This window comes from Streptomyces chrestomyceticus JCM 4735, assembly GCF_003865135.1.
Classification (GTDB): domain Bacteria; phylum Actinomycetota; class Actinomycetes; order Streptomycetales; family Streptomycetaceae; genus Streptomyces; species Streptomyces chrestomyceticus.
The window spans coordinates 5,039,004-5,052,806 of sequence record NZ_BHZC01000001.1 but is presented as its reverse complement, the minus strand read 5'-3'; the positions used below and the strand labels follow the sequence as shown (position 1 = coordinate 5,052,806).

Genomic DNA, 13,803 nt, shown 5'->3' with positions numbered 1-13,803 from the left:
GGGCGCACGGCAACACGTACCCGGAGCACATGCCAAACCCCCTGCGGCCGCTTGGACTTGAAACCCGCCATCCGGGACATCGGGCCTTAACGGTAGGGATTCGGCGAACTACTCTGGGTGGACGCGTGCCCCGGGGTACCGGGGCTGCCGTCGCTGTGTCGAGGGGTGCGCATGTCAAGGGATATACGCGGGCCGAACGAGAAGCTCGGCACCGTTCTCGCCCTCGCGGGGATCAGCAATGCCGGGCTCGCCCGCCGGGTCAACGACCTGGGGGCGCAGCGCGGGTTGACGCTTCGCTACGACAAGACGTCGGTGGCCCGGTGGGTCTCCAAGGGCATGGTCCCGCAGGGCGCCGCGCCCCACCTGATCGCGGCCGCGATAGCGGGCAAGCTCGGCCGCCCGGTGCCGCTCCACGAGATCGGCCTGGCGGACGCCGACCCGGCCCCCGAGGTGGGCCTGGCCTTCCCGCGCGACGTGGGCGCCGCGGTCCGGTCCGCGACCGAGCTGTACCGCCTCGACCTGGCCGGACGCCGCGGTGGCGGGGGCATCTGGCAGAGCCTGGCCGGATCCTTCTCGGTGAGCGCGTACGCGACGCCCGCCTCGCGGTGGCTGATATCCCCGGCCGACAGTTCCGTCGCGCGCGAAGCGCCTGACCTGCGGGAAGTACGGGACGGCAACGGCGCGGCGGGCAAGGACGGCGTCCCGGGCGCCGACACCGTGCCCCAGCACGTCGGCCACAGCGACGTCACCAAGCTGCGGGAGGCCGCCGAGGACGCCCGCCGCTGGGACTCCAAGTACGGGGGCGGCGACTGGCGCTCCTCGATGGTGCCCGAATGCCTCCGGGTGGACGCGGCGCCGCTGCTCCTCGCCTCGTACAGCGACGAGGTGGGCCGCGCGCTGTTCGGGGCGACCTCCGAACTCACCAGACTCGCGGGCTGGATGGCCTTCGACACCGGGCAGCAGGAGGCGGCCCAGCGCTACTACATCCAGGCGCTGCGCCTGGCCCGGGCCGCCGCCGACGTCCCGCTGGGGGGCTATGTCCTGGCCTCGATGTCGCTCCAGGCGACCTACCGCGGTTTCGCCGACGAGGGCGTCGACCTGGCGCAGGCCGCCCTCGAACGCAACCGCGGCCTGGCCACCGCCCGCACGATGAGCTTCTTCCGCCTGGTGGAGGCACGCGCGCAGGCCAAGGCCAACGAGGCGCGCGCCTGCGAGGTGGCCCTGAAGGCCGCCGAGGGCTGGCTGGAGCGCTCCCGGGAGGGCGACCCCGACCCGTCCTGGCTGGACTTCTACTCGTACGAGCGGTTCGCCGCCGACGCCGCCGAGTGCTACCGCGACCTGCGGCTGCCCCGCCAGGTGCGCCGCTTCACGGAGCAGGCGCTGTCCCGCCCCACGGAGGAGTACGTCCGCTCGCACGGGCTGCGGCTCGTGGTCTCCGCGGTGGCCGAGCTGGAGTCCGGCAACCTGGACGCGGCCTGCGCGGCCGGCACCCGGGCGGTCGAGGTGGCGGGCCGCATCTCGTCGGCCCGTACGACCGAGTACGTACGTGATCTCCTGCACCGCCTCGAACCGTACGGCGACGAGCCCCGCGTCGTGGAGCTGCGCGAACGGGCCCGGCCGCTGCTCGTGGCCCCGGCGTAGAGCGGGCGCGGAGGCGGGACGAAGGCGGGCACGACGGGCGCGGAGGCGGGACGGAGACGGGCGCGGCGGCAGACGCCGGGGCAGTGACGAAAACGTACGAGTGTGAGTACGGGTACGGGCGTGATCCTGGGTATGCATGCGGGCCAGAGCCAGGAGGCGGAGGCAGGCATGGAACCGGACCCGGCGGCGAACGCGTCGCCGCCGCTCTCCCGGCCCGTTGTCAGACCCCCGCGTCATGATGGGATACGTCTGATTCCAGGGGTTCCAGGGGAGGTGCTGTGACGGCGTACGACTGCGACGTGCTGGTGATCGGTGCCGGCATCGTCGGACTCTCGACGGCCTACGCGATCACGCGCGCCGCTCCCGGCACCCGTGTGGTGGTCCTGGAGAAGGAGCCGGGCCCCGCCCGCCACCAGACCGGCCGGAACAGCGGCGTGATCCACAGCGGCATCTACTACCCGCCCGGTTCCCTGAAGGCCCGCTTCGCGCTCCAGGGCTCGGCGGAGATGATCAAGTTCTGCCTGGACCACGACATCCCGCACGAGGTCACCGGCAAGCTGATCGTCGCCACCGACCGCAGCGAGCTGCCCCGCCTGCACAGCCTCATCCAGCGCGGCCGGGAGCACGGCATCCCGGTCCGCGAGCTGGGCCCGGCACAGCTCGCGACGTACGAGCCGGAGGTCAGCGGCCTGGCCGCCATCCATGTCGGTACGACCGGCATCGCCGACTTCGGCGCGGTCGCCCGGCGCTTCGCCGCCCTGGCCACGGACGCGGGCGCCCGCATCGCGTACGGCAGCGAGGTCACCACCATCGGCCGCCGCCCCGGCCGCGTAGCGGTGCGCACCTCCGCCGGCACCGTCTTCCGCGCCCGCACCCTGGTCAACTGCGCCGGCCTGCACTGCGACCGCATCGCGCGCCTGGCGGGCGACGCGCCGGCCATGCGCATCGTCCCCTTCCGAGGCGAGTACTACACCCTCGCCCCTGCCCGCGCCTCCCTGGTGCGCGGCCTGGTCTACCCGGTCCCCGACCCCGCCTTCCCGTTCCTCGGCGTCCACCTCACCCGAGGGATCGACGGCTCCGTCCACATCGGCCCCAACGCCGTCCCCGCACTCGCCCGCGAGGGGTACGACTGGCGCACCGTCCGCCCTGCGGAGCTGGCCGGCACCCTGACGTACCGCGGCTCCTGGCACATAGCCCGCCGCCACTGGCGCTACGGCACCGGCGAACTGCACCGCTCCCTCTCCCGCCGGGCCTTCACCGAAGCGGTCCGCCGCCTGCTCCCGGCGGTCCGCGAAGAGGACCTGCGCCCCGCCCCCGCCGGCGTCCGCGCCCAAGCCGTCCTGCCCGACGGCACCCTCGCCGACGACTTCCTCATCACCGAGTCCCCGTCCGCCGTCCACGTCCTCAACGCCCCGTCCCCTGCGGCCACGGCTTCCCTGCCGATCGGGAGAGAGATAGCCGGGCGGGCGCTGGCCATGCTGGAGACGACGGAATGAGGCCGACGGAGGGCGGCTGACACCGGGGCGCCCGACGCCGCAGGACGGCGCAGCCCCCTACATGTCATCCCCGCCATGCCATCGCCCCTCGCCCCCCGCTCCTCCCCCTCCCGCTATCCCCCGCCCGTAGAATCGACCCACTGTGTCCGAGAACTCCGCCACCCCCGAACCCGGCCCGGCCGCTCAGCACGTCCCCGCTGCCGAGCCCGGCCCAGCCGCTGAGCCCCTCCCTGCCTCCGCCCCCGGCGCCGACACCTCCGCGCACCCGGGCGAGCGCCCCGGACACGCGGACGACGCGCCGGCCGCCTCGGCCCCCAGGGGGCATCCCGCCCCGCCCCCAAGTCGATGTTCCCCGACGGCACCGGCCCGGCGGCCGACCCGGCCGGTTCGCACCACGAACGGCGGATCCGTTCCTTCCAGCCGCGCCGCAGCCGGGTCTCCCCCGGCCAGGCGGACGCCCTGCGCCGCCTGTGGCCCCAGTGGGGCCTGGACATCGACGGCCTCTCCCGGATCGACCTGGACCAGCTCTTCGAGGGCCGCCCGGTCGTCCTGGAAATCGGCTTCGGCATGGGCGAGGCCACGGCCCAGATGGCCGCCGCCGACCCGGACACCGGCATCCTCGCCTGCGACGTCCACACCCCGGGCCAGGGCAATCTACTCGGCCTCGCGGAACGCAACGGCCTGTCCAACATCCGGGTGGCCAACGGCGACGCGATCATCCTGCTCCGCGAGATGCTGGCCCCCGCCTCCCTCGCCGGCCTGCGCGTCTACTTCCCCGACCCGTGGCCCAAGAAGCGGCACCACAAGCGCCGCCTGATCCAGCCCGAGTTCCTCTCCCTGGTCACGACGCGTCTCGCGCCGGGCGCGCTGGTCCACTGCGCGACCGACTGGGAGCCGTACGCCGAGCAGATGCTGGACGTCCTCTCCGCCGAGCCCACCCTCGCGAACGAGTATTCCGGCTACGCCCCGCGCCCGGACTTCCGTCCCTTCACCAAGTTCGAGGGACAGGGCCTGGACAAGGGTCACGTCGTCCACGACCTCCTCTTCCGGCGGCTCCCGGCATAGTCCGTCCCGCGGTGGTTAGGGTCGATGGGTGAATCCGCCGCAGCCGCCTCCGCTTCCGCCGAAACCGGCGTACGCGCCCGACCCGCGCCACGCCGGCCCCGCCGCGTCGCCCGCGGCGGCGCAGTGGCACTACACACCGCGCCGCCGCCCGGCGCCCTGGCACAGCAGGACGGCCCGCGCCGTCGCCCTCTTCTCGCTCCTCGCCCTCTCCGGCGTGATCATCCTGGCGATGGTCCGCCAGCAGACCGGTACGCAGGGATTCCTCGTCGGCCTCGGCCTGGCCGTCTTCCCCGTACCCGTCCTCATCGCCGGCTTCTGCTGGCTGGACCGCATAGACCCCGAACCACGCCGCAACCTGCTCTTCGCCTTCGCCTGGGGCGCCTGCGCGGCGACTCTCGTAGCCCTCCTGGCCAACGGTTTCGCCACGAACTGGCTGGAGAACAACCTCTCCACCCTCTCCCCCGACGACGCCCAGACCTGGGGCGCGACCGTCTTCGCCCCGATCATCGAGGAGACGGTCAAGGCGGCCGCCGTCGTGCTCCTCTTCCTCTTCCGCCGCCAGAACTTCGACGGCATCACGGACGGCCTCGTCCTGGCCGGCATCACGGCCACCGGTTTCGCCTTCACCGAGAACGTTCTCTACCTGGGCAACGCCTTCGGCCAGGACCAGTCCCTCGGCCACACCGGCCTCGACTCCCTGACCGCCGCGACCTTCTTCGTACGGATCATCCTCTCGCCGTTCGCCCACCCCCTCTTCACCATGCTCACCGGCCTGGCCTTCGGCATAGCCGCGACCAGCTACCCCCACCGCCGGCCACTGCGCCTGGCCCTGCCCTTCGTCGGCCTGGCCACCGCCGTCCTCCTGCACTCCATCTGGAACGCCGCCACCACCCTCGGCGACCTCGGCTTCATCACCGTCTACGGCCTCTTCATGCTGCCCGTCTTCGCCGCCCTGACCTGGCTCGCCGTCTGGGCCCGCCACCGCGAGCTCCTCGCCCTGCGCACCTACCTCCCCCCGTACGTCACCACCGGCTGGCTCTCCCCCACCGAGCCCATCTCCCTCTCCTCCCTCAAGACCCGCTCGGTGGCCCGCGACATAGCCCGCCGCACCCACGGCCCCGCCGCCGCCCGCGCCGTAACGGAATACGCCGCCCTAGCCACCTCCCTCGCCTTCCTCCGCCGCCGAGCCCACCGCACCGGCCCCTCCCCGGACTTCCCCACCCAGGAACAAGCCCTCCTCCACCACCTGTGGCACCACAAGCCGGTGGCCCATCCGGCGCTCCTACAGGCGTTGCATACGACGCACCGGCCGTCCCCCTCTCCTCCCCACCCCCGCTAGCCCCGTTGCAGTCCGGCCGCTAACCGATCAGTCCAGCTGCTAGGGCAGAGGGCGACCCGGCCCACCCGGTTGGGGTCCGCCACACGGAAGCGATGCCACGCTGTTCCAGGTATTCGACGTACGCCCCAATCTCTTCCGTAAAGAGCGCAAGCAGGCTCGGCTGCGTACCGTCTACCTGTTCATGGAGGAAATAGCTGTACTCATAGAGTTGCCCGACTGCCTCACGTACTGCTTTCGTGGGGTTTCCTAGCGCGACCGTCTTCGCCTCAACCAGCCACGCTATCCCGTCCTTTCGGAGCACCAGGTCCCTGGGATGCACACCTTCGTTGGCTGGGACAAACCCATGCCTCTGAACTTCGCCTCCGAAAGCTTCAATCAGCTGCTCATGGCGCCGAGTCTTCCGTAGGGTCCGCGCCGGGAGGTGCGCTACGTAATCGCTGGCGTCTCTCGGGCGAAATCGCTCCAGCCCCTGGGGCTGCGTCCTCTTCTTCGGGACGAACTCGACATGGCCACCATCGGGGCTCCGCTGCTCGCTGAGCCCCCGCTCCACCAACGCTGCGTCCTGGAGAACGTCCGCCAGATGCCAGAGGTCCTCGCGCAATGCGTCCTCGTGTGGCATGGCCTCGATGTCGTAGACACGCGCGGCGACGCTGCCAGCCTCGTATGCCAACGCTCTGTCCACGGAGCTCTTGAACGATGGCCGCACATCCCACCCCGCGATGGATTCCTGCGGGAGCAGACTCTGGAGTTTCCGCGCTCGATCAGCGAGATACTCTCGACGCCTCTTGCCTCGCCCCAGTTGATAAGCCAAGGCTGTCACGCCCTGCTGGAGGGTGAGGGTCACCGTCTTCAGGTCTGCCGCAAAGATGTATGCAAGGTAGAGGCCAACCTTGGGATCGCGAGTGATCGATGGATCGAAGAACCCAATCCACGGCGTACTACTAGGCCCGCCACTGCCGCCGTACCCCTCCGCCTCAAGTTCGCCTGGCAAGAGGGGGCCTAGGTGATCGCGAACCGCACGCAGCAGGTCTTGAGCAGGTACCCCGATCGATGTTTTGTCCGGGTGGTTGGCGTCGTAGGTGCTGGCTACCTCAACCAGCAAGCTTCGTATCTCCATGCGCAGACACTAGACACGTTCGATCACAAACAGCCAGAACTCGACTACTTCAAGCCACCCACATGACAGAGGCGGCACCACTCTTGATCGTCCCGGCGTCTCGTGTCAGTCGGCGCTGGTACAACCAAGGTGTCGGCAGGCGAGAAGGGGATGTCACTGTGAGCAGTCAGCCCGTGCACGAGGCAGTACCGGTACCCGGCTTGTATGAGCGGCTGATCACCACACGACTTGAGCAGCGCATTCAGGAACTGCAAGAGATCGGGTGGCACGCGGCTGAGCAGCAGGTGGGTGACCAGTCCTCCCCCACGTGCTCGCTCGCCATATCGCTGAAACCGTGCGGGCCGTCTTGGCATCCCTACCGCCCGAGCAGCGCGTCGAGGAGGCCAACCTCATCTTGGCGTCGCTCCGCTCGCGCGACAGCGCAAAGGACTGGATCGAACTCATCGCCGAGGGGCCCCGCCAGCTCACTGCCATCGCTGAACTGGACGAGGCAGGAGCCTATGCGGTGCGCCCCGCTACCCCTCTTTCCGAGAGCGCGTTGATCACCAACTCTCCAGAGGACCCGAACCTGGGGTACGAACTGCGCGCTGAACTGGCTACAGCGGACCGCATCGATCTTCTGTGTGCGTTCGTGAAGTGGCACGGCTTGCGTGTCCTGAAAGAGTCACTCAAAGCAGCGAGTAGGCGCGGAGTGCCCATACGCGTCATCACCACGACCTATATCGGCGCCACCGAACGGCGAGCGCTCGACCGACTGGTTAACGATTTCCATGCCGAAGTCAAGGTCAACTACGAGATCCGGTCAACGCGCTTGCATGCCAAGGCATGGCTCTTTCGCCGCAATAGCAGCTACGACACCGCGTACGTCGGAAGCTCAAACTTGTCCCGGGCCGCCTTGCTGGATGGACTGGAGTGGAACGTCAGGTTGTCGTCCGTAGCCACGCCTGCGGTCTTGAAAAAGTTCGAAGCTACGTTTGATTCATACTGGGTCGAGCCGGCATTCGAGTCATACGACCCAACAACTGACGGTGAACGCCTCCAGGAGGCTTTGGCGCTAGCTAGCGGTAAGCAGCGTGCGGGTAACCTACCCATCAGCCTCTCCGGTTTGGAACTTCGCCCCTACCCACATCAGCAGGATATGCTCGAACGTCTCCGCATCGAGCGAGAGATTCACGGCCGGCATCGCAACTTGCTGGTAGCAGCGACCGGCACCGGAAAGACCGTTATGGCGGCAATCGACTACCGCAACCTCAAGCGTCAACACGGAAACCACGACCTCAAGCTCCTCTTCGTTGCCCACCGCCAGGAGATTCTGAAGCAATCGCTTCGCACCTACCAAGAGGCGCTCGACGACGCTAACTTCGGGGAGCTACACGTAGGCGGTGCGGTGCCTCAGGAATGGACACACGTTTTTGCTAGCGTGCAGTCACTTAATGGCGCAGCACTTGATCGTCTCAGCCAGAACCATTTTGATATCATCGTGATCGATGAATTCCATCATGCGGTATCCAAAACTTATCGACGCATCATAGAACATTTCCAGCCCAGTGAACTTCTTGGCCTCACCGCAACACCTGAACGACTGGACGGCCGGAATGTCCAAGACGAGTATTTCGACGGTCGCATCGCAGCCGAGATGCGACTGTGGGAGGCGCTGGAAAATGACCTGCTCAGCCCGTTCCACTACTTCGGTGTCGCAGACAATACCGATTTGGAAGCGATCACGTGGAAACGTGGCACCTACGACAGCACCGAATTGAACAAACTGTTCACGGGAAACGACGCGCGTGCACGCCTCATCATTAAAGCCGTTCGAGACAAAGTGGCTGATCCCAGCTCCATGAAGGCGCTAGGGTTCTGTGTATCAGTGGACCACGCCCACTTCATGGCCAACTACTTCCACCAGGCAGGTTTCGCTGCTGTAGCACTCGATGGCCAGACTCCGCCCACCGAGAGAGCGAACGCACTCACTTCTCTACGCAACGGAACCCTCCAGGTAATTTTTTCTGTAGACCTTTTTAACGAGGGATTGGACGTCCCGGACGTCGACACACTCCTCCTTCTGCGACCGACAGCCAGCGCCACCATTTTCTTGCAGCAGCTAGGCCGCGGACTACGTCGTGCACCCGATAAGGCCGTACTCACGGTGCTCGACTTCATCGGGCAACACCGGAAAGAGTTCCGCTACGAGGAACAGTTTCGCGCACTCACCAACCTCACTCGGAACCGACTGGTACAGCACATTGAGCGCGACTTCCCCCAACTCCCGTCCGGCTGTCAGATTATTCTGGACCGCAAGTCCAAGGAAAGAATTCTCAACAACGTAAAAAGTCAGGTTGGCGTCAACGTGTCCCAACTGACGAAGGAAGTTGCGGCATACAGCGAGCGAGAGTTGGTCGCCTACCTGCACGAAAGTCAGCGCGAGCTCAAAGAAATCTATAAGGCCGGCAATTCTTGGACTCGGCTCCTGCGGCGAGCTCGCCTACTGGCCGATGACGCGCCGGAAGGTGAGGAAAACCTCCTCAAGCGGATGTCCGCATTTCTGCATGTCGATGACCCGCAGCGCGTAATGGCCTACACGCGCATGCTGGAAGATGACGCCCCACATTACGATGCGCTCGATTCTACAGGGCAGGCCTATGCTCGCATGTTGTTCTTTTGCTTGTGGCCGCTGGGCGGAGGTTTTTCCAGCTACGCTCAGGGATTCGAGACGCTCCGCCGCCAGGCGGCCTTCCGGGATGAACTCCGACAGATACTGGCATACAGTCTAGAGCGGACCGAGCACTACCCGATCCCTCTGATCGGTGCCCACAGCACCATTCCGCTAACCGTGCACGCTTATTACAGTCGAGAAGAAATCTTGCCTGCGCTAGGACAAGCAGCGGTGGACGGGTTCAAACCTGGACACTTCCGTGAAGGCGTGAAATGGTGTGCCGGTATCAGTACTGACGCTCTCTTGATCACGCTAGAAAAAGATGATAGAGACTTTTCACCGCAGACGCGCTACAAGGACTATGCGTTGAGTCCCGAGCAGTTCCACTGGGAGTCCCAGAATCAGACTTCAGAGTCTTCCCCAACGGGCCAGCGATATCAGAATCACAAGAAGCTGGGCTCTCACGTCCTGTTGTTCGTCCGCAGGTATAAATCCACCGACATCGGCGGTCCGCAGCCTTGGATGCTGCTCGGCCCCGCCGAGTATGTCTCACACGAGGGCAGTAACCCTATGGGCATCGTCTGGAAGCTACAGCATCCATTGCCCGCGGACGTTTGGACCTACTCGGCCATCACGGGCGGCTAAGGGCCCTAGGTAGCTACCAACCCTTCGACGCCTGATGGCGAAACGCCCGCACTTACATCTGCGAGCGATGTCGGCATCAGGCGGAAAGGGGTTGAGTATCTCCTCACCCCGAGGGAAGTTGCAGCTCACGTCTTTGGGTACGACCACTCCACCGAGCATGTTCCACCACTACCTGATCTGCGATCCGCCCGACCCTCCCAAGGGTGTACCGAATAGCGCTTGGGACGCGTATACGGTGGGGCGGGGTCACCTCTCTCACGTGCGCTGGAAACGACACGGCCGCCACACTCGGGCTCACGCATACCGCGACTACAAAGCTGTCGTCCCGAGCGTCGGCCGGCACCAGCCGGTGCACCACGACGCCTGCCAACAGCCCAGTTGCTCGCCCCGCCATGACGAGGAGCTCAACGTCAAGAGCGTCACAACTCTCTTCGGTGTCCAACCCGTACTCCGCGGCGACCTTCGCGACCACCGCATCCGTCAGTTCCACTGAGCAACGCCTCCCAACTGAGCTTCGAAGTGCATCTGCGCCCGATCCAGGACGTTCTCTGGATCACTGCCTTGGGCACGGAGCCACCAGAGGAGATCGGCAATCAGTGCGGTCGCTGCTTCTTCACGTGTCGTGACGCGAAGACGATCACTCAACTCGGTACCACTTGTCGGCACGCAGTCGTAGAGAGTCAGTAGCGCCTCGGCCTTGTGGAGCTGCGGTCGGCACGCGCAGCGCCGTGGCATAGCAGTGAGTACGGACAGCTCACACCACGTGCTCTTGCCTGTGGACGTGGGTACGACCCCCCATCGATCAGCCATGGCATCGACGAGGCTGAGCCCGCGCCCCGTTTTAGAGAAGGCCGTGAAGGGGCGGAGAGCGGGGAGTTCGACGCTCAGGGAGTCTCGGACCTCAATGCGCAGTTGTGCAGCACTCAGCGAGACGGTAAGGGTGATCGGGGTTTCTGAACCGACGTGATCGATCACGTTGGTGATCAGCTCACTGACACAGAGTTCAGCTCGGTCTTCGAGATCAGCGAGCCCCCATGCTGCCAGGCGAGCACGGGTGAGCCGTCTCAGATGAGGGACCACTTCAGGCTTCGCGATGAAGTCGCTCGACCAGTCAGGCTGTGGCAGGCAGTGACAGGAGTGCATGAGATCCAGCTCCCTCGCGTTAGCGCACAACTCAGTGATCACCATCAGCAACCACCGTGCGAGGTTGGTCGCTCTGCGTGTGAGAGTGGCAGGTGCCCATCCCGGCATGCAATGTGCACAGAGGGATTCGCTCCAACGAGTGATTGGCTCCGTCGGCCCCGCCCGCAAGACTCGAACCCACTGTCACTACAGGGGAGTTGCCGTGTCCGGATCACCGACAGCGCGCCGCCGCCGACTGGCCGTCGAGTTGAAGAACCTTCGCGCGTCGCATCAGCTCACCTGCCAGCAGGTAGGCCAACAACTGGACTGGAGTGGTTCAAAGGTAAACCGCCTGGAGACTGGCAGTGGCCGTGTTCAACCATCGGACGTGGATGCGCTCTGTCGCTTCTACGAGACCACCGACGAACTGCGCGAATTCCTCAAGCGTTTGGCCAAGGAATCGAAGGTGCGCGGTTGGTGGCACGCCCACGGCTCAGCCGTGCCACCTTGGTTTTCCGTATATATCGGCCTTGAGCAAGATGCTTGCAGTCTTCGGCAGTACCAGAATGAGTTCGTGCCCGGACTGATGCAGACCGCCGCGTATGCCGCTGAGCTACACCGGGCATCCGGCCAGTACACCGCCGAGGCGCTTGATCGCGCAGTGAACGTACGGATGGCACGGCAGCAGATCCTGACTGGTGCGAAGCCCCCTGAGCTGCGGGCCATCGTGCACGAGAGCGTACTTCGGCACGTGGTCGGTGACTACGCTCTCATGCGGGAACAGCTTGGTCATATGCTCGACGTAGGGGCGCTGAAGAACGTGACTTTGCAAGTTTTGCCGTTCACCGCGGGTACGTACCCGGCGACTGGAGCATTCACCGTGCTCGGTTTCTCTGAGCAGGAAGACCCCGATGTGGTGTATCGAGATGGCCTGACGGATGGCGTCTACCTGGAATCGCCGGACGAGGTAGCCCAGTACACGAGGGCCTTCGACAACCTTCAAGCCATCGCTTCCAGCCCTGCTCGATCAACCGCCGTGATCAAAGAAGTACTGGAGGAGTGCTCTCCATGAGCAGCGATCCTTACCCGATAGCCACCGCTCACGGGTGGCGCAAGAGCAGTTACAGCAACGGTACGGGCGGGGAATGCTTGGAGGCCTCCAAGCATTCTGATGCCACCATACTGGTACGAGATTCAAAAAATTGCGAAGGGCCGATCCTTAGCTTCCCCCAGCCGGCCTGGCAGGAGTTCGTCCGAGCCGTTCAGCGATGTGACCTGCACCGGCCGCCACAGCCCATTTCGCATGATTGAGCGAGCCTGGGCGTAAGGTCGAAGAGCTGATCGAGTTTTCTCTGACGTGGAGGTAATGCTCATGGCTCGGGTGCCGAGTGCGTTGGTTGCTGCTACTGGGCTCGTAGGCGGCTACGGCGTAGCCCGTTGGACCAAGAAGCGGCCGCTTGGTGGGGTGGCGTTGGCGGCTGCGGGGGCTTTCGCGGCTCGGGAGTGGGAGCGGAAGGCTGGGGGAAGGTTGCTGTGGTGTTGAGTGGGGCTTATGTGGCGGCGTTTGCCGGGTCGCATCCGTTGGCCAAGAAGGTGGGGGCCTGGCCGTCGGTGTTTGCGGTGGCGGGGGTTGTGGGGGCGGCTTCTTGGGTGGTTGCTGATCGGCGCGGTAAGTAGGTCTGTGCCGGTAGTCGGTGCGGAGGGCGGTGGTGTGCAGGGCTACGCCGCCGCCCTTCGCGTTGCCGGGTGGGGTCAGGCCGAGGCCTCGTTGAGGAGGGTCAGGTCGTCCTGGGTGAGGTGGAGGTCGGCGGCGGCCATGAGGGCGGGGAGTTGGTCGACTGTGCGGGCGCTGGCGATGGGGGCCACGACCGTGGGCTGGGCGGCGAGCCAGGCGAGGGCCACCGTCGCGTGTTCGGCCTGGTGGGTGGCGGCGACCGTGTCCAGGGCGGCGAGGACCTTGCGGCCGCGGTCGGTGGACAGGTACTGGGCGGCCTTCTGGGAGCGGGCGCTGTTCACGTCGCTGTCCGGGCGGTACTTGCCGGTGAGGAAGCCTGAGGCCAGGGCGTAGTACGGGACGGCGGCGACGCCGTGGCGGGCGGCGGTGTCGGCGAGGTCGCCCTCGTAGGTGTCGCGGGAGACCAGGTTGTAGTGGGGCTGGATGGCGACGTAGCGGGCCAGGTTCTCCTCGGCGGAGAAGGTCAGGGCCGCTTCGAGGCGCGGGGCCGAGATGTTGGAGGCGGCGATCTCGCGGACCTTGCCGGCCTTGACCAGTTCGTCGAGGGCCGGGAGGAAGTCGGAGACGGCTAGGGACTCGTCGTCGTAGTGGGTGTAGTAGAGGTCGATGTAGTCGGTGCGCAGGCGGGTGAGGGACGCGTCGACGGCGGCCTTGATGGTGGTGGGGGCGAGACCCTTGAGGTCGGGGTGGGCACCGACCTTGGTGGCGATGACGACCTGGTCGCGGTTGCCGCGGGAGGCGAGCCAGTTGCCGAGGACGGTTTCGGATTCGCCGCCCTTGTTGCCCGGCACCCAGGCCGAGTAGGCGTCGGCGGTGTCGATGAAGTTGCCGCCGCCGGCGACGTACGCGTCCAGGACGGCGAAGGACTGGGGCTCGTCCGCGGTCCAGCCGAAGACGTTGCCGCCGAGGGAGAGCGGCGAGACGGACAGGGAGCCGAGGGGTTTCTGATGCGCGGTCATGGAGCTCCAATTTAGGGAATCCGGGAATCCA

9 protein-coding genes and 2 pseudogenes are annotated in these 13,803 nt (G+C 66.1%); 8 read left to right on the top strand and 3 right to left on the bottom strand.

Translation table 11 applies throughout. The features are described from left to right. Positions 1-171 precede the first annotated feature (171 nt). The 4 genes from EJG53_RS21770 to EJG53_RS21755 all read left to right on the top strand — a co-directional run bounded on the left by EJG53_RS21770 (position 172) and on the right by EJG53_RS21755 (position 5,541). Positions 172-1,641, top strand: a complete 1,470-nt coding sequence (locus EJG53_RS21770) for an MFS transporter (RefSeq protein ID WP_125046204.1) — start codon at positions 172-174, stop codon at positions 1,639-1,641. A 278-nt stretch (positions 1,642-1,919) separates the two neighbouring features. Then, complete coding sequence (gene lhgO / locus EJG53_RS21765) at positions 1,920-3,137, top strand: L-2-hydroxyglutarate oxidase (protein ID WP_125046203.1); 1,218 nt, start codon at positions 1,920-1,922, stop codon at positions 3,135-3,137. A gap of 345 nt (positions 3,138-3,482) precedes the next feature. After that, positions 3,483-4,202, top strand: a complete 720-nt coding sequence (trmB, locus tag EJG53_RS21760) for a tRNA (guanosine(46)-N7)-methyltransferase TrmB (protein WP_125046202.1) — start codon at positions 3,483-3,485, stop codon at positions 4,200-4,202. 28 nt (positions 4,203-4,230) lie between these two features. Beyond that, positions 4,231-5,541: a PrsW family intramembrane metalloprotease gene (locus EJG53_RS21755; protein WP_125046201.1), complete on the top strand. Its 1,311-nt coding sequence runs from the start codon at positions 4,231-4,233 to the stop codon at positions 5,539-5,541. A 19-nt stretch (positions 5,542-5,560) separates the two neighbouring features. On the opposite strand, the gene EJG53_RS21750 is transcribed toward EJG53_RS21755, so the two are convergent. Then, positions 5,561-6,658 (bottom strand): MrcB family domain-containing protein, encoded by a 1,098-nt coding sequence (locus tag EJG53_RS21750; protein WP_125046200.1) that lies wholly within the window; start codon positions 6,656-6,658, stop codon positions 5,561-5,563. A 158-nt stretch (positions 6,659-6,816) separates the two neighbouring features. Here EJG53_RS21750 and EJG53_RS21745 point away from each other — a divergent pair. Then, positions 6,817-9,956 (top strand): annotated as a pseudogene (locus EJG53_RS21745) (DEAD/DEAH box helicase). A gap of 480 nt (positions 9,957-10,436) precedes the next feature. Here EJG53_RS21745 and EJG53_RS21740 read toward each other — a convergent pair. Next, positions 10,437-11,144, bottom strand: coding sequence for an ATP-binding protein (locus EJG53_RS21740; protein ID WP_167515150.1), 708 nt, complete (start codon positions 11,142-11,144; stop codon positions 10,437-10,439). Positions 11,145-11,301: 157 nt separating this feature from the next. On the opposite strand from EJG53_RS21740, the gene EJG53_RS21735 reads away from it, so the two are divergent. The 3 genes and pseudogenes from EJG53_RS21735 to EJG53_RS42655 all read left to right on the top strand — a co-directional run bounded on the left by EJG53_RS21735 (position 11,302) and on the right by EJG53_RS42655 (position 12,755). Further along, positions 11,302-12,150, top strand: coding sequence for a helix-turn-helix domain-containing protein (locus tag EJG53_RS21735; protein ID WP_174856440.1), 849 nt, complete (start codon positions 11,302-11,304; stop codon positions 12,148-12,150). Beyond that, on the top strand, positions 12,147-12,389 hold the full coding sequence (locus EJG53_RS21730; RefSeq protein ID WP_125046197.1) for a DUF397 domain-containing protein: 243 nt from the start codon (positions 12,147-12,149) through the stop codon (positions 12,387-12,389). The genes EJG53_RS21735 and EJG53_RS21730 overlap by 4 nt, the downstream gene beginning before the upstream one ends. A gap of 61 nt (positions 12,390-12,450) precedes the next feature. Continuing rightward, positions 12,451-12,755: pseudogene (locus EJG53_RS42655) on the top strand (hypothetical protein). Between the two features lie 75 nt (positions 12,756-12,830). Here the strand turns inward: EJG53_RS42655 and EJG53_RS21720 are convergent. Further along, positions 12,831-13,772: an aldo/keto reductase gene (locus tag EJG53_RS21720; RefSeq protein ID WP_125046196.1), complete on the bottom strand. Its 942-nt coding sequence runs from the start codon at positions 13,770-13,772 to the stop codon at positions 12,831-12,833. Positions 13,773-13,803: the final 31 nt, after the last annotated feature.

Bases quoted from the DNA above. Each gene is read 5' to 3' on its own strand.
- EJG53_RS21770 (WP_125046204.1), top strand. From the start codon at position 172: ATGTCAAGGGATATACGCGGGCCGAACGAGAAGCTCGGCACCGTTCTC.
- trmB (WP_125046202.1), top strand. From the start codon at position 3,483: ATGTTCCCCGACGGCACCGGCCCGGCGGCCGACCCGGCCGGTTCGCAC.
- EJG53_RS21750 (WP_125046200.1), bottom strand. From the start codon at position 6,658: ATGGAGATACGAAGCTTGCTGGTTGAGGTAGCCAGCACCTACGACGCC.
- EJG53_RS21740 (WP_167515150.1), bottom strand. From the start codon at position 11,144: ATGGTGATCACTGAGTTGTGCGCTAACGCGAGGGAGCTGGATCTCATG.
- EJG53_RS21730 (WP_125046197.1), top strand. From the start codon at position 12,147: ATGAGCAGCGATCCTTACCCGATAGCCACCGCTCACGGGTGGCGCAAG.
- EJG53_RS21720 (WP_125046196.1), bottom strand. From the start codon at position 13,772: ATGACCGCGCATCAGAAACCCCTCGGCTCCCTGTCCGTCTCGCCGCTC.